Below are 19,979 nucleotides of genomic sequence, written 5' to 3' on the forward strand. Positions count from 1 at the left end.
AACTAAGTAGATTGCGTGTTGATTGAGCACACGGACGTAATTTGCAATCCTCGCGAGGATTCAAACCCTGCACATTCACACGCGGCGAACGTTACGGCGTTGATTCCGTGTGCGCGATTCCTCTCCGGCCGAATCGCTAGCCTTATATGGGTTACTTCAAAAAACAGATGCGATCACAGGCGCCACTCCTTGGGAGAGTGACAAGAACAAGCCGCTTTCATCCCTACGTGAGTATGCCACTGCGACGGGCGATACACGCTGTACCCGAGATACCCGCCCCGTCCTCAGCACCCGTCTAGGGTGCGTCTGGATCGCTTGGACCTCATGGCCTTGACGTGCTCGTGATCCCGCCGCTGTCTGCCTTTCACCACTTGGAGCCGCGACATTGCGCGCAACTCCGCATCCTGCGGCTTGTTCGAACCTGTGTGCAATTATCTGAAAAACGGTTGCCTATCACTTCGTGTGGGGCTGACAGCCTCCCCGGAGCCTTTGGGACTCCCCCACCTCAAGATCACCGTCGCCGTTCTGTCTGGCGTCCCGTGGTGGAACACCCTGAACATTACTGGCACAGTAAGGTTACGCAGGTCAGAGCGTTCTCGTTACCTCGCCGTTATCAATGTGACCAAGACCGCAGTTTGCGAACCCCCAGGTCAGAGCGATAAAAATCTTGAAAGTCATGGAAAATCTCAGCATGTGGGAACAGACTTTTCGGACACGAACACCGTTCGTTATTACCTTACTGTGCCAACCCTGCGGCAACTACTTTGGGTTACCCCCTGTCTTCCCAGGTCAACCCGTAGGTTGACCCCCAAAAGATCTTTGGTAAAAACGCTCTGTAGTCATAGGGGTGGGGTTGACAAGGTGTGGTAGCGCGCGGGCACGCGTTCTTCTCAATCCTCCCCACGCGCCCGCGCGGGTGAGGCCGTCCCCTGCCAGATTGCCTCTATATGGCCCTGAGTCGCCCCTAGAGCACTCGTCATGGGCCAAGCCCATCAGGGTAAGGCTAGGCAGCTAGTAGGCCGTATGCGGCCGTCTCAGGGTCTTCCTAGTAAGGCCCCCCGTATATACCCCCTTCCCTGTCGGAGAGGCAGGGAATAAGGCCCATAGCACATAAGGCCCGCGTAGAGCAAGGCGACACGCCTATGCATTGGACATTCATAGGTAACGATCTGATCTATGACGTAGACCAATCGATGTTTGCCCAGGTAGTGAGCAGACCATTGCAAACGGATCGACTTGCTAGGCGGGGGCCGGTTAAGGGGTTACCACCTGGTAGAGGCCAAATCAGGGCCCTCTAGGGCCATGTCCGCATTGTCCTGATCGATGCGACCATACGACGGGTTGCATACGTATACAGGCCCCATGTCACGCGGACAGGCGAGTTCTCCGAGTTTCTCGCGTACCGAGAGATCCCGTAATAATTGACATTGCTCCCCAGTCGGACTCCCGACTATTACCGGTAATACACGTAATAACGAGAAAGAACATTGCGGCGGCGGAGCCGCAATGTTGAACATTGCAACCCGCTCGGGGCAAACATTGCAGAGGGCAAATACATTGCCCGGACCAAGGTCGGCAGCCGGGGGCGCCCCCGGCTGCAATGTTTATCACGCAATGAATGCAATGCACCTGGGGTAATGCAATGTTTGTCATGTAAACAGCCCCGCCCGGGGCAGGGGACTTTAAGGAGGTACGGGTCTGGCATTTCACAATTGCACAAGCAATGTTGCAATGTTTGGCCGGCACGGGGACGCAAACATTGCCAGGGAAAACAAAACCCCCACCCGTCGTTCGGGTGGGGGTAGAACGCTCCGAAAGTTTCTCGACGAGCGCATCCGGCCAAACATACGCGAGAGGCCCCCGCCTGGCGCGGGGGCCTCTCTTTGATCTCCAACTCCTCACACGACCTGTCGAGCGCCGACGAGGTGGCGGAGGTACCTTGTACGTTCAGTCTGGTATCCCTTTGCGAGGGACCCGAGGACGCGCTTGGCGCGATCCTTGTAGACGTTGTCGAGTGGTCCCGCTTGCGCTCGGACGTGGATTGACGCGATAGCGAAATCCAATCCGCCTTCCTTGTCGCCCGATCGGACCATCGCCATGGCCCTATGGAGCCGGTCAAGAGTCGTGACGTGGATTGCCGACTCTGGATTCATCTCCAGCGCCGTGTCATACCACTTCAGCGCATCGTCCGGCCTGATGTATGTAGTTGCGACGGCCACGGCCTGGGGAAACTGCTGCTCCCGGAAGGTGAACGCAGTCATCTCGTTCACCGGATTGACCTTCCTGAGCTTATCTTCCGCCATCTGCCTCGCGGCACGGTACCCGACCAGGTCACCATTCATGGCGTAGGCTCGCATTGCGTGGGAAGCCAACCAGGCGGCCTCCATTGCAGGGACCCTTGACCAGCATTCCCGGATTCCCGCCGTTGACAGGATTTGAGCTTTTCCAGAGGACCCGTACCAGCACTCCACCTGGATCCGCCGAATGTACCCGTGCGCTTTGGCCGTGCTGTCGTTGATCCGATCCGCCGACGTGATCGCGTGGTCAGCCCAGGCCGTTGCAGCCCCGGCGTCTCCGGCCTTGTACGCGATTGCTGACATTAGGGCATGAGCGCGGGGGACAAGTGCCCTGTCTTGTGGCTTTCCGTGGGCCTGCTGAGCCCTGTCCAGAAGTGCTCGGGTGTCCCGAAGCTGCTCACCGGGTGGTGTAGTGCCGTGGAAGGCTACGGCCTGGCGGTGTAGCCCCTCCTCCAGGTCTGTGGGTAGGAGCACGGTGTGGGCCTCCTTTGGGAGATACGCGGTGACGGGGGCGATGGCGCCCAGCTTGAGCAGTGTGCGTCTGTCCATGATGTACCTATACCCCCAGGTCTGTCGGTACATCCACACGGGTGGGTAACTGAGAGTCTCATATCGTCTCGTCACTGTCTAGTCACGCCACGTGATCAAGAGTTAGGGTGTTGAGCGTGGAAGAGTCACAACCTGTGATCAAGTGCAGACACTCCAACTGCCAACGCGAGCTGGCCGCCATGGAGTACGCAAGCCAGCGCTTCTACGTTCATAAAGACACTGGGGACGTCGCCTGCTTCGGTCCGTGGACCATTCGTGGCCAGAACTGCTCCCCTAGCGTCCCAAACGAGTTCCCAAGAAGCTCGGGGTCTTACTGACCCATTACGTGTACTACATGCAATGCCGGGAACACAGAAAGCCCCCCGCCAGACGGCGGGGGGCCAATGCTTACCAGTCTAGGGCGTCGTCGATAAAATCGTCCACTTCAAAGGCGTCATCGAATTCATCGTCCATGGCATCGGACTCGTCGTCAATTTGGTCTCGTTCCTCTTCTTCGGGCCAAAACGTCATACCGTCACCCGCCCTATCTCTACAGAATTCCAAAGAATTTGAGAATCAGCAGAGCCACCGCGCCCCAGAACAGTAGACAAACGACAGCGGCCGTGGACCATACAAACAGCAGAAACTTATCGATCTTCACTGATTCGTCCATTCTATGTCTGGAGTAACCACGCGCTGCCCTGCCATCGCTATACCCAGCACAGAGCTGAGCCGCGTAAACCCGGGGGCAAGGTTCCTCCAAACAGCCAGGCGGAGCACCGAATCCCGCCCCGGCGATCCAGTTGCCGGCTCGATGTACGACAACGGCCCCCACGCCCCTCTGAGAGCAATCACCACGGGCTGACACAGCCTGGGCTATACCCAAGTAGTATTCATCCCATGAGGGGCGCTCAGGGAGGCTCTCAGAGCCTTCCAGAAACTCTGGAAACTGGCCGTCATAGGTCGTCACGCTTCATCTCCTCCAGGATCTCTTCAGTGCTGCGACCACGCGTGCGGGCCTGCCTGAAATTCCGATAAACCGCGATGAGGAGACAACCGGCGATGAACTCAAGCGCAAAGGTAATGATGGTCAGGACGGACACTAAGCCGCTCCCTTCTCCGAAGTTAGATTCTCAATGCTTTCGCCGTTCGGCCCCCAAAAGCCGACCTTCCGGCCGTCCAGATGACGAACGAAGCCTAGCTGCCGCCGGTGTTATTTTGTCTGAATTCGTAGAACAATCTAGAACCTCTCCCGCTCTCCCAGATCGATGACAGTCAGCCCCTTCTCCTTCGCGTAGGCCATGCAATCCCGAGTGCCCTTGCTGTCCTCCAACGGGAATGCGAGCACATAGTCAATGTTCGGGTTCTCGTTGATCATCTCCCGGTTTCTCATCGGCCCGGCTGCGCTGCCGTACAGATTCCATTGCGCCGGGTAGCGCTTCACTTTGTCAGCGTGGGATTCTCCCCACAGATCAGCAATATGGTCCGCACCTGTCGGGCAATGCCCGTGAACAATGACGAAATCCCCAGGACTGTTGAGCTGCGAATACAGAAAAAGGCATAGCGCGTCAACGACGAGTCCGGAGTCGAGCCACTTGCGCGAGCCGGTCACCAGAAGCTTCATAGCGGCCTCTCAATGATGAAAGTGTCCGTGACATCGATCCATTGCAGCAGTCCACCCACGACAACGAGCTTCAAGATTCGCTCGTCCTGATTCCACCTTCGGAACGGAATCTGATTCAGACTTAGCCTCATGTTCTTGCGAGAGAGGTAAATGTTCTGCTTGACGATGTCGTCTTCAAAGGCGGTCCGTACGTATATTTCAGTGGTTGGCATCGTAGCTCCAGTAATCGTCAGGCCCACAGTCCATCAAATCTTCTTCTGATTCCTTCATCCATTGCCGCTTCTCGGCTTGCCGGGTTTCCCTACGGCGCTGGCGCTTCTCCCCATCCGCCATCTCATCCAGGTAGTAGTGACCAAACGCGGATGCTTTGCCAAGCCCTTTGTAATGGTCAGAATTCTGCACGAATCATCCACCACAATCCGTAGTCCTCATGGCACATTGCTTCCCAAGGAAGCTCATCAGAAGCACCGCATATGGTGCACATCCCAAATTCCAGCGGGCAGAGCCAAACGCCTCCAATGTCGGCATAGAACTTTTGGTGCATGTCGCAAGGTGCCTTCACAGGGTCATCCACCCAAACACGAAATGAACCGACAGCCAGGCCATGAAGGCAGCCAGCGCAGCTCGCTTCCAGGCCCAACCACGCTTCACGCCGAACCATGTCCAGACATGCTCAGAAAGTGTGTCGCCTGGCTGCCCTCGCTTCAGTGCCCGCCCTTCAATCACAATGAAGGCTGCGATCCAGAGAACCCACGCAGCCGTGAAGGGGTCAATGTCCGGCATTCTCCATCTCCATTAGATCGATCTCATCCACCAGAGCAGTGCCGTAGTCGGAGTGCAACGGGGCAACCGCTTGATGTCCGCCTTCTCGAACATAATCCTCGTCCACCTCGTAAACGTAGATTCGGAAGCCGATAGAGCCGAGCAATTCAAGCCAGTCTCCGTCGAACCACGAGCGCAGCTCGTCCATTGACGGGAATCCACAGTATTCGTCCCCGTCGATGTGACCGAGTCCGTCTAGTTGCGGAGTCGGGTGGTTCGAGTCGCAATGCTCGTAGCTCATCTCCGTCAAGACGTCTCCATCCTTGTCCTTCCGGGAACGCCACTGGTACGGCCCAACTGGAATACCCTGCCAGTCGCCAGCCAGCGGCCTGGCAACTCGATAGAACCGCATCAGCCATCCTCCTTAAGCGGCTTTTTCATAAAGAGATCCCCAGGCTCGCCCGCCAACTTCGGGATCGGTCGGCACGTCCAAGCCATTGATGGTGTGCAGCATGATTGCGCCCGCCGTCCGGGCTCCGTAATGCGCCTGATCCTCTGGGAAACTGAAGAGAATCTCATCGTGGATCGGCAGTTTTACATAAGGCGTGAAGCCCGCCTTATCGAGCCGAAGCAACGCAGAGGCGGTGATGTCCCGGCTAGTCGACTGAATGACGTAATTCATCGCGGAATACGCTCGGTCCCTGTCGACATAGAGTCGTCGGCCGAACATTGTTTCCACGTATCCCTGCCGTCTGGCCTTCTTGGTGACCTCGTCTGCCAACTTGGCCACACCTGGGTACTGCTCAGCGAAAGCCTTGAGAACGCGCTTGGCCGTGACCTCGTCAATGTGCGCCTGCGTCATTAGAGCTTTCCAAGTACCCCCGTACACGGTCAGAAAATTCGTCATCTTCCCGATGGACCTGGATACGCCTGCTGCGTCTGCCGTCATTTGGTGCAGGTCGAGATCCTCGTTAAACGCGCGAAGCATTGCCGCGTCCTTTGACAGTGCCGCAGTCACCCGAAGTTCTTGCGCCATGTAGTCAATTGAGCAAATCACGTGTCCAGGATCCGCAATGAAGCAGTTGCGGATCAGTGAATCATTGGATGGCAACGTCTGTGCCGGGATGCCGCTGATTGACATCCTCGCTGTGCGGGCCTGCATTGTGTGGATAGCCGCATGCGCCCGGCAATCAGCGTCCATTCTGGAAAGAAAGCCTTCAGGCCAGGTTTTCCGCCACTTTTTAGCCTTCTTGGCCTGCCGGACCCATTCGGCGAACTCGATGCCTTCGTCAGCAGCAGCGTTCAGAAGGGCGTCATCCACCTTGAGGCGGCCGGACGGAGTGAACTCGAAAGCATCCCAGCCAGAATCAAGAAGGACACGAGCCACTTCGTCAGTCGAGTTCGTAGAGAATTCATAGTCGTCCGTGAACTCTTCGATGAGGATCTGATACCAGGTCTCTTCTCGACGAAGTCTCTCTGTCAGTGCATTGGTGTACTCAACGTCGACGAGGAAACCCTTGCGCTCCACAAGCGAGCACACCCGAGCAATGTCATGCTCATAGGGGATCAAGTGTCTGGCCGAGAAAGGGATCATCCCCGGAATCTGCTCGTAAAGCAGCGAGGTGAGAATGACATCCATCCCTGCGTAAAGGTTGTACCCCTCATGCGAAATTGGGACGGTTCTGAAGAATTCTTCTTTGGGGATCCGAAGCTCCTTCGCCATTCGGCCGATGCTGGCCTTGACCTCCTCGGCGACTTGTCGGCTAACGAGCGCCGCCGTCAGCTCCTCCAGCTTGTGTCCAGGCCCACCATCTTTGAATGCCCTGGAGTCCCACAGCCGCGAAAGGATCGCGGTGTCAATCGTCTTGGCGAACAGCTCGGCAATGTCATGCCCGAGGTGCTTTGCAGCCACCTGAATGTCGAACGAAGCGTTGTGACAAATCAGTTTCGGGACAAACCGGAGAGCTGAAGTAACGTGCCAGACAAACTCGTCCCCCAATTCCACCGGAACAACGTACGCTTCATCCGAGGTCCCGAATTGCGCCAATCTCACCTTGAAGCCTGGCGAGTAAATGTCAAGACCCGTGGTTTCGGTGTCGAACGCCAGGATCTGATGGCGTTTTACCCATTCGACAAACTTGGGTAGATCCTCGGCACGCTCAATGACATGAATTATCACGGGCCTGGAGCGGACCTTGTAACAGATGTCCCGCATTCTCACCTCCCTTAGAGGGAGGGGCGAGACCCGAAGGCCCCGCCCCATTCACGTAATACGTGTATTTACCGAACCAGGAACGAACCATCCTTCTGGCGCCAGGCCGGAGAGCATTGACTACTCCGGTCGTCCACCGGGCACATGAGCGCGGCCCATTCACCCTTCGCGCCCTTGCCGCTCCTATAGACACGCTGCCCGTGGGCACAGCTCATCGGCTGCACACCAGGAGGGAGGCTGTTCTGTCCCTCCGGACGGCTCGGAGAGCTGTTCTGGAAGCCGTTCCCGCCGGATCGGCTCTTGGCCTGTCCCTTGAACTGATCTCGCGTGTACTGGGCTGCTGTGGAGTTCAAATCGATAACTCCGTACCGCTTGAGAGCCTGAATCATCGCCACTGCGTTCTCTGCGGCTTCATCCGCCGTCCGGCCGGAAACACTCGGGTTGATCCACTCGGCCTCGTAACTGGCTCCCGCCTTCAGAGTCAGCTTAATGAAGAATCGATTCGGCTCCTCTGAGGAAGGCGGGGCCTTGGAGTCACCCGGCTCATCAACTGGGACAGGGTCGGCAGGAGCTTCAGGCTCGGTAGCGAACGGATCAATAAAGTCAGACATTAACCCTCCTCAACCCTCTTCAATCATGTACGTAATCTGAACCATGAATTTCTGGCCCTCATTGGTGGTCAGTATCAAAAAGTTGTCACTCGCTTTGTCGGCCTTGTCGATGATCCTTGTCATGAACTCATCCTGAGCGACGTCGATAGCAAGCTTCAGGTCGTTGGCCACATCACCGGACCGGGCACGCATTGACACAATCCTCATCAATTGAATCGCTCACTTCTGTGAGCTTGTAGAGCAGGTAATCGGCCTCGCTGATTCGCTCGTACGGCGCCTGTTCCCGAGTGCCATCCGGCATGATCGTGGTCCCCTTGAGATCAGGGAGGTACTTCAGCAATAGATCCTCCATCTCTTCCACCTTGTAAGTGTCGGCAGGGATATTAGCCGTGAAGCTCACGGCATTGTCGGCCCAACATTCTTGAAAGAGGCGCTGAATATCCAGCATCTGGCCGATACTAAGCTCATCTGCGGATTCCAGAACCGTGGGATCGATGCCCCGGCTCTCCAGGTCTTCCACTAGGCGATCCTTGGTGGGAATGGTCACAACCTTTGTGTTCTCCGCGTAAACACAGTCCTCAATCTCGTACCCCTTCCTTCTGTACTCCTCAAGCTGTGCCATCTGAGCCGGATCAACCGTCGAGAACCGAATACGGCGAAGGAAGTACCTGGAATAAATGGGATGAACACCTTCTGAGGTCCCAGGCATTTTTGCGACCGTCCCAGTAGGCGCGACTGTGGTTACCTTCACAGGCTCCGGGATACGTAGCTCAAAGGCATACTCCCTGGCCTCGTGCCTGGCAACGGATTGTAGGCAGATAAGAATGCCTTGAACCATCCGATTGCCGGGGGCCTCCGAGTACCGAATACCCATCTTCGCGAATGCTGCCTGTGCGCCAAACAGCCCGACTCCGATCCGCCGATTCCTGTCCATAATCTCTCGGGACCTGGCGTCGGAGATATTGCCAAACGTTGCCCGGACCAAGAACCGCGTCATAAGCCGCACGGCCTCTGACGCGCCTTCCAAATCAAACGACCCGTCAATTCGTACAAAACTCTCCAGATTGACATGGCCGAGGTTGCATGCCTCCCATTCCTCCAAAAAGATCTCGCCGCAGGGGTTACTGCACTCGACATACCCTGTCTCGCCCGTGTTGGCCTTGCTCAGATTGACGAATCCAGGTTCACCGTTGGCAAGCATCCCTTCAACGGCGCTCCGGAACATTTCCCGGATTCTTTGGGCATCCATCTTGTGGTGAAGATCGAAAAAGCGGTCATCCAAACCAATGCTTATGTTCGTGGTCCAATGCTCGGTGCCATCCTGCTTGCATCGGATGAAGCAATCGATATAGGGATCGTCCCAAGGAAGGACACTCATCCTCGCAGAACGGCGGACACCACCAGCGACCACGCACATAGCAATCTCATGGTCGATCTCCATCGCGGAAATAGGGTCCATAGGCAGCCGCACGGGCTCTATTGCGCCGTACCCCTCAGCCGGACCGTGCAACTCTTGGATTACCTTCGCAACCCCGTGAAGCATCCTCGCCAAGGGTGCCGGGCCGGAAGCATGTCCACCAAAGGTCTTCAGACGGCTCCCAGCGGCCCGCACGCGGCTTACGTCGTACACACGTACCGATGACCCACTCCCGGACCATGCCGCCTCCAGGAGGTCCCTCAGGGCCTCCGCCCAGCCCTCCCTACTGTCCTCCACTTCCATATAAGCACCCTGGTAGTCAGAGCTATAAACCGTAGACAGCAATCCACTTTCGATCAGATCCAAATAATCGGGGTGGTCGTGATCACAAACAATATGGACTTCCACTGCCCGCTCAGGCGGCCCATACTTCATCGTGTTCCCAGAGCTGTAGTTGGCTCCGACACCGCCTCCTTCCATCAATCTCATAAATGTGAAGGTGAAGTGATCCGCGATGGACTCTCCCCAGCCTGCAACCCAGCAGTTGAACAAAAACTGCCTGCCCTGAACTCCCGAGGCCCACAGGTGCCTACCCGCAGGAATGATGGAGAAGTCAAGCATTCGGTCATATACCGCCGCTCGCTCGTCCTCGCCCACGAGTACAGGCGAGAGATTGGCGTTTCCTTCCGTTACTCGTGAAACCGTTTCCGGCCACCTTTCCTTAGTGCCGTCAGGCTTCGTTCTGCTATACGTCCTCAGATAAACGTCTTCGCCGTTGGGCCCAAAGTCAGTCAATCAAGACTCCCAGTAGCTCGAATTGATCGCCTGCGATTGCGCGTTACCCATGACCCGGCGAGCGCCAGGCCCGTCGTACTCCCAGGGCGTACCTCGTTTCGCGACCCCGTATGCGTTGATGTGGTGAGCAATTGCCTTGACGGCTCTATTGGCAAGCTTGCGCTCGTACTCGCTCAACTTCACCGGAGTGCCGTACTTCTTGCTGAGTACGTGCTTTTGCCTGGGGCTAAGTTCCTCCAAAGCGTTCTCAAGGTCGATCTTCTCGTCTGGCCGAATATCTCCGCTGTGATAAGCGCCCAGGAGGCCGCGAACCTCGTTTGAGGAATACGTATATTGATCGGAGTAGAACAGGTAACGTGACCTTTCCTTTTCGCAATACTGATATCCAACAATGCGCAGGCGTTCCCGAAGAAGCGATCCGGACAAGCCTGCAAACCAACCATCCTTTGAAATAACAGCTAGCGCAATCTCTTGTTCAATGTCCTCTAGCTCAAACTTGCGCCCAAAGTTGGTGTAAACGGAAAAGGCAACCTGCTTGATGTCACCTTCAATCCCGGCGAAGTCAACACTCATTCATGCCCGCTTTCCGAACACATACCCGTCGACAACGAAAGTGCCGTCATCGTGCACAGGCACGGGAACGGGTGTGACATTGTCGCCGTCCGTGTAGAAGACGCCGAATCCCTTCTGCCAGTTGGCCCCTCCGTTCCGCAGGTAACTCGCGGATGCCATGTCCATAAGGTTGCCAACTTCGAATCCCCAGCGGGTTTCCACCTTGCCATTGTATCCGCAGGAGTCCCCGACCAGGCCGAGCCTGTGAGTGTGCCCGCATACCACACTCTTGCCGATCTTCTTTGCGGCCCGCAGGGCCGTTCCTCCGGCAACCTGACTCATAGAGAATCCGAGATGCCCATGGGTCGCAGTCCAGCCAGGCGCGAAGTCCACGAACCCCCTGGCCATCTCAACTCCGTGAGAATCAAAGTCCAGCAGAGTGCTGAGATCGAATGGATACTCCGCGAGGGCGGGTGCATAACTTTCTAGATATACTTCCGGTCGCTCGTCGTGATTCCCAGGAATTACCTTGAACCATCCATCGAAAATACGTCGAATTCTTCCAAGAAACTGCTTCCCCATTTCCGAATCCTTCATGACCGAGCCAACGAACTCGGCCCGGGTGTCCTTGCTCCAACGGGAAGGCGTGGGATAGTCCATCAGATCACCGATATGGATCACTCCGTCAGGCTGCCACTGCCCAATGAAGTCGATCAGGTTCTTTACGGCGGTGTGGTCATGATAAGGAAGCTGGGTATCACTAATAACCACGATCCTTTTCAACTGGCCTCCTCCCCAGACTCTTCACCCGACTCGGCAATCTGTGCCGCCTCGCCGATGTAAACACCGCCTACGATTAGGGCCAGTTGATAAAAGCCGGGCTGCTCGACATCTCGATAAACCAGAAGGCCCCGGTCTGTGCCATACAGAAGAAACTGATCGCTATCTTCCAGGTTGGCCAAGGTTTCGATCAGGTCGGCGTAAATCTCTGCAACTTCTTCGCCCGTAGGATAGGTAATTCCTCGTCCGTCAACCTCGACCGGCCGATCAGACATTGCGTAAATAGCCGCTATCTGATCCGTGGTCACCTCCATGTAAACACTACTCAACTGACCTCCTTGAGGGTCTCGTTAACTCTTTCGATCTCAATCCTTAGATATTCACGAGCCTTCTCCAAATCCTTAACGGCATCGCCCTTGAGGCCAGCTCGCCAGATGTACTTAACGGCATTGCCGAGACAAAAGTTCATCCACTTAGTGATCGCAATACACTCAACGCCGCTTGGATGCCGGATGTAGTGCGCCGGGCGGCTAACTGGATCGTCCGCCCCCCGGAGAAGCTCCACTTCCCATGGCTGGGCCTCATCCGGAGTGTCCTGAGAGATGAGAAACAGGGGGCCATACTGGTCATTGACGTAGTCCGCGCCATGGCGGCCGCGTATGAGGTTGACAGCGAGATCATCTTGCAGGATGTACCAGATATAGTCATCCTTGTCTCTGTACAATTCGCCAGGTTCGACATTCATGCGATGACCAATTTCTTTCGCAATGCATCAGGACCTTGGTGAAGGACCAGGTTTGTCACGTCACCTTTGACACCCGGCGCAGGTGCCGTCATCGGCACGGGGCGGAAGTTATCAAGGCTCTCGGCAATCTTGTGTGCCAAGTCCCGCCCGGCTTCATCATCGTCGTGCAGGCCGCACACCAGGTTGTAATGCGTGAACAGGCGATACCAGCGCCTTTGCCATGACTGCGCACCAGGGATGCCGACCGCTGGCACGCCGCATTGAACGGCAATCATGGCGTCGAACTCTCCCTCGGGAGTGCACATCCAAGTCAGATCCCCCCTGTTCAGGATCTTTGCATTAAAAAGCCGTGGTGCGTCTCCGGCAATGCTCAGGTACTTGCTTCCTCCTCCATCGCCCAGCCTCCGAAAACGGAGGCTTACTACGGAATCATCTGGGGTCAGGTACGGAATGGAAATCCACCCCCGCACGTGTTCATGACCCGGCAAAGGGTCGGCGACGACTCCCAGTCTGAATTCCTGGATCGTTTCTTTGGTCAGCCCCCGGGAGTTCATCAAGTAGTCTACGGCGACCCTTTCTGAGTTGAGAGCCCTCTCGTATCTGCTCGTGGCCTTCTCCAAGAATGCCCTCAATGAATTCGAGGGCACTGGGCTTGTCACAATCATTTACCTCCATGACGACCTTTATCGCGTCACCCTTCAATCCGCATCCATGGCAGAAGAAACCGAACCCATTCGTTCCCGCTGATGCATTTTCGTCATAGTGCTCAGGGGATACACAACGAATCGAGATCCACCTATGAGGCGGATCCTTCTCCGGTACGTCCGCTCCCAGTGCCCGAAGGACCGGGCCAATGGGAATATCTGTCATCCGACAATGACCTCCGGAGTCGCAATGCTTCAAGCTCGTGCCCCTGTCGAGCGATCAGCTCCCTCATATCGGCATTGCTGGTCACCAGGTCGGCTACAACCACGTCCAAGAGGCCGAATGCTTCACGATGGAGACTGAGTTCCTTGGACATCTGATCGAGCAATTCCATCATCGCGGTGATCTCAAATTCATTCATTCAGGGTCTTCCGTCCTCCGTGTGGTACCTCCGGCCGATGATGCTCACTGCCGGAGGGCACTCAAGGTAGTCGGCCGCAGATCGCAGGGTTTCCGGGTTGTCTCGCGCTGAAGTGAGTAGTCGACCGTTGCACATACGGCAAAGCAATCCACGGACTAGTCCTGTCCGATGATCGTGGTCGACCGACAATCTTTGCCTTCTCGGCTGCTCACAGATGGCGCAAACGCCTCCCTGGGCTTTGAGTAGTTCGTCATACTCCCCACGAGCCAGGCCGTAGGTTCGAGACATCCTGAGTTCGTGAGAGGTCTTGCTCCGGCCGCGTTTCCTGCAAGAGGAGCAGGTGCGACCGCGCTTAGACACAAAGAATCGTTCAGCTCGGTTCCGCCTGCACTTGTCGCACTTGCGGTAACCCTTACGCCCTCCACTCATTCACCAAATGCCAAACTGATCAGGTCTAGAGCAAACATTCATACGGCCTCCTTCTCCCAAAAATTGCTTTCAGGTTCTTCGATATCCGAGATGTCCATGCGTTCCAGGTCAAGGTTCAGGCTCACGCAATATCGCCCGGCGGCGGACGCCTTGCCTCCACGGTTCTTGACAATGGCGCAGCCCAGTCTTTCGGGGCCAAACCCATCGTCGTCAGCTTCGCGATACAGATTGATGACCAACACTGATATTTTGCTGACCTTGCCCCTCAGGCCGGAAAGGGGCGCCGGTGTGACCCCGTCTTCCCACATCCCGACCAAGTGATGCAAAACAACCACACAAGCCTTCGTCTTTCTGGCCAGCTCATGAAGGAATGCCAGGATATTCTCCAGGGCGACGAATCCGTCGCCCCCGCTATCGTCAATTCCGTTGCCCAAGTTGTCCAAAATTACAAGCTCCGGCCATCTCCCATGAATGTCGGCGTAACACCATACATTTTCCTCAATGGTCGTCAACGAAGGGGCCGCGTCAAACTCGAACCGAATCCTCGTGAAACCGTCCACGTGCTTGTCGAACTCGGCCGTATTCTTGCGCTCGATAGCCTCGTTGACCCTGCTCACCGGCTCACCGGTCAACATTGCGGCGAGGCGGGCATATTGGGTCGCAACGTCCGAATCTGCGGAAAAGTAGATTCCCCGTGCTTCGGATCGCACCGCGATCGTGAGAGCCAAGGCAGACTTCCCGACTCCTGGTCCCGAGGCGATCAGGTGAACCTGCCCCCGGCGCAGGTGGACGCCTGCGTCCTTCCAGGTCTGAAACACGGTCTTCAGCGGTCTTCCGCTGCTGCGGTCGCGAGCCCTCGCGCGTGAGATCAGTTGCATTCGATCAGCTCCTCGCCATTACCGGTAATACACGTAATACTCGGCAAACATTGCCTGGCACAGTAAGGTCTGGCACAGTAATGTTATTCCGCCAAAAATAAGGCAGGGTGCTACCCTGCCCCGACGCAGTACCCGCAGGCACGATGGGCTACATGTTCATGCGTCTCGATCCACTATTGATTTATCTGAGAAACATCTGACCTCGGTCCTACTCCCCACATTGCAGGTTTCAGGTGCCCGTCAGCTTGCTGCGTTAAAATATGGTGGCACAGTAAGGTAATTGTCAAGCGAAAAATTTGCAGCTTCTCTGGACATCGCACGTCCGGCAGGCTTCGCCGGGGTTCGGATTGTAGTACCCGATCATGTCGGCAGCGTCCATCTTGATGACAAGATCAAGTACCTCTTCGTCAGGCATCTTCAGCAGCTCAACAGGGTTCGTCGGTGCGTTCTCCTTGCATAGGAAGAAGTCGCCGTACTCGACGTCAATGTCGTACTCCTCTCGTACGGCAATGCCGTACATCCAGAGCTGAAAATCCCAAGCCGGCCGTTTGCCGAACTTCAGATCTCGAACCAAGGGCACCCAGTTCACGTCCCGGTACAGGGCGTCAATGAATCCTCGGACGATGATCGGCTCGCCGAACAATCCTTCACCGATGTTGATTTTGAACGGCAGCTCTACCGCCGGGCGGCCGTCGATCTCCCATGGTTCGAGCCCTTCGGTAGTGACGTACTGCATGTAGTTCGCCACCTGCTCAATGCCAAGGGCTTCACGATCAGCAATGTCTCTGTCGGTGGACTTGCGGCCCCCTCGGAGCCACAATGACCGGTCCGGCTCACGCTGGTCATATTCGGCGATGTACTCGCGGAACTTTGAGACGAAAGCCTCTTGAACCTCGGAGGCTGTGTGTGTCCGGCCATTGGCCTCCCAGACGTCCAGGAGCGCGTGATGTCCGGCCGATCCGTGCCCCGCCCACGGGGCGGGGAGCTGCGGGGCGCCTTCGTGGCGCTTCAGTGCAAAGCTCCGTGGGCACCTCGCGAACTCAGTCACCTGTGATGCGCTACGCAGCGACATCCTTTATCACCTCCGTGTACCACACCTCTACATCGTCCTCCGTTGGGTGCCGTACCTTCAGGACGCTGTCTCTGACCGCCTCTGGAATGATGGCCCTGGCTTTCTCCCGACTTCGCTTCGGGCTTGTTTGGGTGAACTTGAAGATCCAGATTCTTGCACCTCCAGCCGTGAACGTGATGAGCTTTGTCTTCCCATCGCAATACCATTCCTCTTTTTTACCGCGTAGGAAGGCATTCACGAAAAGCTCATTCATTAGCTTTGATGACCTCTCTACGCTGCCCCGGTCTCAGGGGCGGTTACCCCCGGCGTCCCTCGGGTTGGGGGACGTGATTGAACTAGAATTCTTCCTCCAAGGTTTTGCGCGCTGCGGCGTACACGCGGCCGATGAACCAGTCATTCTTTTCGGCTGGGACGGTCTTCCACTCGGCGGCAGCCCCTTCGTGATCGATTATCAAGTCAAGCTCGTCTGCGAACAGTTCATCGATCCAGGCGAAGGAGCGTTGTAGCAACTCCGCTTCAGGCTCCCCACCCTGTACGAAAATGCTGATAGCGCGCAATCGCTTGGCAATCGTTGAGTCTCGAAGTTCTTCCGGCAGCGGGCTGGGAATGAATCCTGTGTGGTTGAAGTACTCCTTTGTTCTGCCCCACTCGCTAAGGCGAGCGATCAGATACTTTTCGTGGACATTGAGTTCCTTCGCTATCTCCACTCTTTTCAGTCCGTCAGCCTCTAGGCGCTCTACATCACGCGGGCCGAAGCTGGCTGGCCTAGCCATGATCTTGTCCGTTCCGTTGGGGAAGGTGTCCGTTCGATCGGGCCTCGGTTTAGTGGGTGCCCGTGAAACCGAACAAAGATCATACTGGCACAGTAAGGTTATACGGCGCAATGCTCCGCTTCTGTGATGCAGGTCACGCTGTTGTGGGTAGTTGGCCTGTCGCTCAGGGTGGAGGTGGCATGTGGATCATCCTACGGGATTCTCGAACGTTTGTTCTACTCCCCCAGGCTCAAACCCCCTGGAGTGGCCTATCGAGCGCCGATTGGGTTAGGGATGGCCCCATATGGCTGTATGGGGTGTTTCAGATCACGATCGTGCCTGATGCTGTCCAGTTTGTCCACCCCTGAAGAGTACTTTGTTCAAGCCTCTGACCTGCGGAAACTTACTGAGCGCAATCTTTGAATCGTTGTAAACCACATGCAGTCATGAGCGTCCGTATGTCTTATTTGGAGCCAAACTTTATTGCACAACTGACCGATTGGTCATGGTAAAGTTGCAGGTCAGGAAGCTTTTGCTCGCCGTTGACGGCTCCCGGAGGGGCGCATGTCCGGAACGCAGGACTCCGTTCCCGAACGATCCAGAACACTGGTACACGGGATCAGCGGCGCGTACACCGACCTTCGGTCACAGTTTTGTAACGGTGCGTCATGTCCCCTCATGTCCATCTGCGGCCCTGACGGCCCGTGAAAATCGGACATACAAGGAGCAAACCCCCTCCCCTCGTTGTGTAGTTCGATCATGACTGTATGTCTACTTTTTGGCCTCTGAGCAGGCACATCCCAACGGTGGATCCCGGGACATCGGTCTAGTCCCCTTTGCATCAACGTTCTATTGGTACCCTCTGGAAACCATGAAGGGTGACGCGTTCGACCCCGACTGCCCGACCCGGCTCATCCTCGACCGCATCGGCGACAAGTGGTCGGTGCTGGTCCTGCTGAGCCTCGCCGAAGGCCCCCGCCGCTTCACCCAGCTGCGCGACATGATCGGCGGCGTCACTCCCAAGGTCCTTACCCAGACCCTGCGGGCCATGCAACGCGACGGGCTGCTCACGCGGCACGTCTTCGCCGAGGTCCCGCCGCGCGTCGAGTACGCGCTGACCCCGCTCGGGCTGTCCCTCCAGCGGCCCATCGAGGCCATCGCCGAGTGGGCCGAGGAGAACGTCGAGGCCGTCGTGTCGGCCCGCGAGCAGCACGACGCCGCCGTCTCCGCCTGAGCCCGGCCGGGCTCCGCCGAGCCCCTGCCGTGCCCCGGCTCCTGGCGGGAACCGCCGCGCACCGTCCCGCATCAAACGGACGTAACGCCCGCTTCGGCGCGCCGCCGCTGAAAGCCATCAGTAGCGGGCTAGAGTCCGGCCGTGCCGGGCGAAACGGGCGGAAAGGCGGGGATCAGCCCATGATGGGGAAGACGCATGCCCTGAGCGGCGCGCTCGCGTGGCTGGGCGCCGTCCCCCTGCTGAGCCAGGAGCGGCTCATCGGCGACTTCGCCGTGTCGCTGTCGGCGGAGCAGGTCGCCGCGGGCGCGGTGGTGTGCGCGGGAGCGGCGATCCTGCCCGACATCGACCACCACAACGGCCGCATCGCCAACACCTTCGGCCCGATCACCCACGGCATGTGCAAGTGGATCGGCAAGCTCTCCGGCGGGCACCGGCAGGCGACCCACTCGATCCTGTTCGCGGTCGCCATCGGCTGGGCCATGGACGCGCTCGCGACGCACTACGTCTACGCGTGGTGGGCCTGCCTGTTCATGATCGTGGGCCTGGGGCTGCGGGGCGTCGGGCTGGACTTCGAGGGCAAGGAGCCCCAGTCGGCGCTGGCCGACTGCGCGCTCGCCGGCATCGCCGTCTGGCTGATGCACAACCTCGACATGAGCTTCGTCGGGTTCGCGGTCACGCTCGGCTGCCTGGCGCACGTCGCCGGCGACTGCCTGACGCCCCGGGGCTGCCCGGTGCTCTGGCCGCTGCCGTGGCGGCTGGACATCCCGGTGATCCCGGTCACCGACGGCAAGGTCGAGCGGTGGGTGGTCGCGCCCGTCCTCTCGGTCGGGATCGCGATCCTGGCCGTGCGGTCCGTGCTGGGCGACGTCACCACGCAGTGGCTCACGCGGGGCTGACCCCGGCGCCGGCCCGGGGGCGGCGCCCGGCCGGGACCCCCGCTCAGCCGAGCAGGTCGTCGAACTCCTCGCAGGTCAGCGTGATCCAGTTGTTCTCCTCGCGGTGCAGCACGCCCGCCAGCACGACGCGCTTCACCCCCGGGACGGCCTGCGCCGTGCACGCGACCTGCCCCATCGCGGCGCGGCTCCACTTCACGTCGTAGATCAGCTTGCCGTTCACCCACTGCGCCTGGCTCACGTCCACGACCAGGTCGCCGGGCCGCCCCTCCCGCCGCACCACCAGGCCGTCGTTCCACGGGACCTCCGTGCTCAGCCCCTGGCGCCGCTCGGCCGAGGTGATCGCGACACCGAGCTGCGTGACGCCCAGGTAGGGATGGCCGGGCAGGCCGGGACGCACGACGGGCGTCAGCCGCCCCCCGCGCAGCAGGTAGACGGTGATGGTGGCGGCCTGCCCGTTGGCGACCGGCTTGTCGCCCGCGCTGATGATCCCGGTCGGGCGCACGCCGCACCCGGCCGCCACCGCCACCGCCAGGACGGCCGCCATCATCGCGCGGGCCGGCCCCGCCGGCCGCCTCACGGCGGCCCGCCCTCCTCCGCATCCTCCGCCGCGTCCGCCTCCGCATCCTCCGCCGTGTCCTGCTCCGCGCTCGGCACCGCGCCCTCCTCCGCGTCCTGCCCGGTGGGGAGCCACAGGGTGAACACGGCGCCCCCGTCCGGCCCGTTGGCCGCCTGGAGCGTCCCGCCGTGCAGGACGGCGTTCTCCTTGGCGATCGACAGGCCGAGGCCACTGCCCTCGCTGCGGGACCGGGCCGCCTCCGCCTTGACGAACCGGTCGAAGACCACGCCGAGCAGGTCGCCGGGCAGGCCGGGGCCGCGGTCGGCGACGGTCAGCTCCATTCCCGCCACGCCGTCCCGCGGCGCCGGGCCGAAGCTCAGCGCGACCGGCGGGCGCCCGTGCTTGAGCGCGTTGCCCGCGAGGTTGGCCACGACGACGTCGAACCGCCGCGGGTCGAGGCGGGCGCCCAGGTCCGCCGGGCCCCGCACGGCGACCTCGTCCGTCCAGCCGCGGGCGGCGAGCGTGGCGGCGACGGCCCCGGCGACGTTCACATCGTCCAGGACGAGCGCTGCGGCGCCCGCGTCGAACCGGCTGATCTCGATCAGGTGCTCGACGAGCATGCCCAGCCGCCGCGTCTCGCGGGCGACGAGCAGGTCGCCGGGCAGGCCGGGGCCGCGGTCGGCGACGGTCAGCTCCATTCCCGCCACGCCGTCCCGCGGCGCCGGGCCGAAGCTCAGCGCGACCGGCGGGCGCCCGTGCTTGAGCGCGTTGCC

Annotated in this window: 24 protein-coding genes; 2 read left to right on the plus strand and 22 right to left on the minus strand. The window is 58.6% G+C overall.

The window, feature by feature from the left end; genetic code table 11:
- Positions 1 to 1,898: 1,898 nt before the first annotated feature.
- The 20 genes from E1298_RS01875 to E1298_RS01970 form a co-directional block, all read right to left on the minus strand.
- Entirely contained in the window at positions 1,899 to 2,879 is a 981-nt protein-coding gene (locus tag E1298_RS01875) for a hypothetical protein (protein WP_131888972.1), read from the minus strand.
- A 902-nt stretch (positions 2,880 to 3,781) separates the two neighbouring features.
- Entirely contained in the window at positions 3,782 to 3,928 is a 147-nt protein-coding gene (locus E1298_RS47680) for a hypothetical protein (protein WP_165975246.1), read from the minus strand.
- 137 nt (positions 3,929 to 4,065) lie between these two features.
- Positions 4,066 to 4,449 (minus strand): SLOG family protein, encoded by a 384-nt coding sequence (locus E1298_RS01885; protein WP_131888973.1) that lies wholly within the window; start codon positions 4,447 to 4,449, stop codon positions 4,066 to 4,068.
- 198 nt (positions 4,450 to 4,647) lie between these two features.
- Positions 4,648 to 4,851, minus strand: coding sequence for a hypothetical protein (locus tag E1298_RS01890; RefSeq protein WP_131888974.1), 204 nt, complete (start codon positions 4,849 to 4,851; stop codon positions 4,648 to 4,650).
- A 156-nt stretch (positions 4,852 to 5,007) separates the two neighbouring features.
- Complete coding sequence (locus E1298_RS01895; RefSeq protein ID WP_207944380.1) at positions 5,008 to 5,232, minus strand: hypothetical protein; 225 nt, start codon at positions 5,230 to 5,232, stop codon at positions 5,008 to 5,010.
- Positions 5,219 to 5,623, minus strand: a complete 405-nt coding sequence (locus E1298_RS01900) for a hypothetical protein (RefSeq protein WP_131888975.1) — start codon at positions 5,621 to 5,623, stop codon at positions 5,219 to 5,221. Before E1298_RS01900 ends, E1298_RS01895 begins: the two co-directional genes overlap by 14 nt.
- A 12-nt stretch (positions 5,624 to 5,635) precedes the next feature.
- Positions 5,636 to 7,426, minus strand: a complete 1,791-nt coding sequence (locus E1298_RS01905) for a DNA polymerase (RefSeq protein ID WP_131888976.1) — start codon at positions 7,424 to 7,426, stop codon at positions 5,636 to 5,638.
- Positions 7,427 to 7,491: 65 nt separating this feature from the next.
- On the minus strand, positions 7,492 to 8,034 hold the full coding sequence (locus E1298_RS01910) for a hypothetical protein (protein ID WP_131888977.1): 543 nt from the start codon (positions 8,032 to 8,034) through the stop codon (positions 7,492 to 7,494).
- 9 nt (positions 8,035 to 8,043) lie between these two features.
- The gene (locus E1298_RS01915; RefSeq protein WP_131888978.1) at positions 8,044 to 8,226 is read right to left on the minus strand and encodes a hypothetical protein; all 183 of its coding nucleotides are present in this window, start codon (positions 8,224 to 8,226) and stop codon (positions 8,044 to 8,046) included.
- Positions 8,207 to 10,246 (minus strand): ribonucleoside-triphosphate reductase, adenosylcobalamin-dependent, encoded by a 2,040-nt coding sequence (nrdJ, locus tag E1298_RS01920; protein ID WP_131888979.1) that lies wholly within the window; start codon positions 10,244 to 10,246, stop codon positions 8,207 to 8,209. The genes E1298_RS01915 and nrdJ overlap by 20 nt, the downstream gene beginning before the upstream one ends.
- A complete protein-coding gene (locus E1298_RS01925) occupies positions 10,247 to 10,819 on the minus strand; it encodes a hypothetical protein (RefSeq protein WP_131888980.1) in 573 nt (190 codons plus the stop codon). It lies immediately after the preceding gene.
- Positions 10,820 to 11,581 carry a metallophosphoesterase gene (locus E1298_RS01930; protein ID WP_131888981.1) on the minus strand — a complete coding sequence of 254 codons (762 nt, stop codon included), beginning with the start codon at positions 11,579 to 11,581 and terminating at the stop codon, positions 10,820 to 10,822. It abuts the gene before it with no gap.
- Positions 11,578 to 11,892, minus strand: a complete 315-nt coding sequence (locus E1298_RS01935; RefSeq protein WP_165975247.1) for a hypothetical protein — start codon at positions 11,890 to 11,892, stop codon at positions 11,578 to 11,580. The genes E1298_RS01930 and E1298_RS01935 overlap by 4 nt, the downstream gene beginning before the upstream one ends.
- 11 nt (positions 11,893 to 11,903) lie before the next feature.
- The gene (locus E1298_RS01940) at positions 11,904 to 12,323 is read right to left on the minus strand and encodes a DUF3310 domain-containing protein (RefSeq protein WP_131888983.1); all 420 of its coding nucleotides are present in this window, start codon (positions 12,321 to 12,323) and stop codon (positions 11,904 to 11,906) included.
- On the minus strand, positions 12,320 to 12,943 hold the full coding sequence (locus E1298_RS01945; RefSeq protein WP_131888984.1) for a toprim domain-containing protein: 624 nt from the start codon (positions 12,941 to 12,943) through the stop codon (positions 12,320 to 12,322). Before E1298_RS01945 ends, E1298_RS01940 begins: the two co-directional genes overlap by 4 nt.
- A gap of 446 nt (positions 12,944 to 13,389) precedes the next feature.
- Positions 13,390 to 13,818: an endonuclease VII domain-containing protein gene (locus E1298_RS01950; RefSeq protein ID WP_131888985.1), complete on the minus strand. Its 429-nt coding sequence runs from the start codon at positions 13,816 to 13,818 to the stop codon at positions 13,390 to 13,392.
- A gap of 38 nt (positions 13,819 to 13,856) precedes the next feature.
- Entirely contained in the window at positions 13,857 to 14,696 is an 840-nt protein-coding gene (locus E1298_RS01955; protein ID WP_131888986.1) for a DnaB-like helicase C-terminal domain-containing protein, read from the minus strand.
- Positions 14,697 to 14,979: 283 nt separating this feature from the next.
- On the minus strand, positions 14,980 to 15,744 hold the full coding sequence (locus E1298_RS01960; RefSeq protein ID WP_165975248.1) for a PD-(D/E)XK nuclease family protein: 765 nt from the start codon (positions 15,742 to 15,744) through the stop codon (positions 14,980 to 14,982).
- Between the two features lie 10 nt (positions 15,745 to 15,754).
- Positions 15,755 to 16,021 carry a hypothetical protein gene (locus E1298_RS01965; protein ID WP_131888988.1) on the minus strand — a complete coding sequence of 89 codons (267 nt, stop codon included), beginning with the start codon at positions 16,019 to 16,021 and terminating at the stop codon, positions 15,755 to 15,757.
- Between the two features lie 82 nt (positions 16,022 to 16,103).
- On the minus strand, positions 16,104 to 16,475 hold the full coding sequence (locus E1298_RS01970; RefSeq protein ID WP_131888989.1) for a hypothetical protein: 372 nt from the start codon (positions 16,473 to 16,475) through the stop codon (positions 16,104 to 16,106).
- Positions 16,476 to 17,391: 916 nt separating this feature from the next.
- On the opposite strand from E1298_RS01970, the gene E1298_RS01975 reads away from it, so the two are divergent.
- Together E1298_RS01975 and E1298_RS01980 are read left to right on the plus strand one after the other, a co-directional pair.
- On the plus strand, positions 17,392 to 17,754 hold the full coding sequence (locus E1298_RS01975; RefSeq protein ID WP_131888990.1) for a winged helix-turn-helix transcriptional regulator: 363 nt from the start codon (positions 17,392 to 17,394) through the stop codon (positions 17,752 to 17,754).
- Positions 17,755 to 17,933: 179 nt separating this feature from the next.
- A complete protein-coding gene (locus E1298_RS01980; protein ID WP_207944381.1) occupies positions 17,934 to 18,650 on the plus strand; it encodes a metal-dependent hydrolase in 717 nt (238 codons plus the stop codon).
- A gap of 43 nt (positions 18,651 to 18,693) precedes the next feature.
- On the opposite strand, the gene E1298_RS01985 is transcribed toward E1298_RS01980, so the two are convergent.
- Both E1298_RS01985 and E1298_RS01990 read right to left on the minus strand, forming a co-directional pair.
- Positions 18,694 to 19,227, minus strand: a complete 534-nt coding sequence (locus E1298_RS01985) for a hypothetical protein (protein WP_131888991.1) — start codon at positions 19,225 to 19,227, stop codon at positions 18,694 to 18,696.
- The coding region (locus E1298_RS01990; protein ID WP_131888992.1) for a sensor histidine kinase at positions 19,224 to 19,979 on the minus strand (756 nt) is incomplete at its 5' end. The genes E1298_RS01985 and E1298_RS01990, both read right to left, overlap by 4 nt.

It is taken from the genome of Actinomadura rubrisoli (assembly GCF_004349215.1).
GTDB lineage: Bacteria > Actinomycetota > Actinomycetes > Streptosporangiales > Streptosporangiaceae > Spirillospora > Spirillospora rubrisoli.

Bases quoted from the DNA above. Each gene is read 5' to 3' on its own strand.
- E1298_RS01895 (WP_207944380.1), bottom strand. From the start codon at position 5,232: ATGCCGGACATTGACCCCTTCACGGCTGCGTGGGTTCTCTGGATCGCA.
- E1298_RS01910 (WP_131888977.1), bottom strand. From the start codon at position 8,034: ATGTCTGACTTTATTGATCCGTTCGCTACCGAGCCTGAAGCTCCTGCC.
- E1298_RS01940 (WP_131888983.1), bottom strand. From the start codon at position 12,323: ATGAATGTCGAACCTGGCGAATTGTACAGAGACAAGGATGACTATATC.
- E1298_RS01900 (WP_131888975.1), bottom strand. From the start codon at position 5,623: ATGCGGTTCTATCGAGTTGCCAGGCCGCTGGCTGGCGACTGGCAGGGT.
- E1298_RS01915 (WP_131888978.1), bottom strand. From the start codon at position 8,226: ATGCGTGCCCGGTCCGGTGATGTGGCCAACGACCTGAAGCTTGCTATC.
- E1298_RS01955 (WP_131888986.1), bottom strand. From the start codon at position 14,696: ATGCAACTGATCTCACGCGCGAGGGCTCGCGACCGCAGCAGCGGAAGA.
- E1298_RS01965 (WP_131888988.1), bottom strand. From the start codon at position 16,021: ATGAATGAGCTTTTCGTGAATGCCTTCCTACGCGGTAAAAAAGAGGAA.
- E1298_RS01875 (WP_131888972.1), bottom strand. From the start codon at position 2,879: ATGTACCGACAGACCTGGGGGTATAGGTACATCATGGACAGACGCACA.
- E1298_RS01935 (WP_165975247.1), bottom strand. From the start codon at position 11,892: ATGGAGGTGACCACGGATCAGATAGCGGCTATTTACGCAATGTCTGAT.
- E1298_RS01950 (WP_131888985.1), bottom strand. From the start codon at position 13,818: ATGAGTGGAGGGCGTAAGGGTTACCGCAAGTGCGACAAGTGCAGGCGG.
- E1298_RS01905 (WP_131888976.1), bottom strand. From the start codon at position 7,426: ATGCGGGACATCTGTTACAAGGTCCGCTCCAGGCCCGTGATAATTCAT.
- E1298_RS01885 (WP_131888973.1), bottom strand. From the start codon at position 4,449: ATGAAGCTTCTGGTGACCGGCTCGCGCAAGTGGCTCGACTCCGGACTC.
- E1298_RS01980 (WP_207944381.1), top strand. From the start codon at position 17,934: ATGATGGGGAAGACGCATGCCCTGAGCGGCGCGCTCGCGTGGCTGGGC.
- E1298_RS01975 (WP_131888990.1), top strand. From the start codon at position 17,392: ATGAAGGGTGACGCGTTCGACCCCGACTGCCCGACCCGGCTCATCCTC.
- E1298_RS01925 (WP_131888980.1), bottom strand. From the start codon at position 10,819: ATGAGTGTTGACTTCGCCGGGATTGAAGGTGACATCAAGCAGGTTGCC.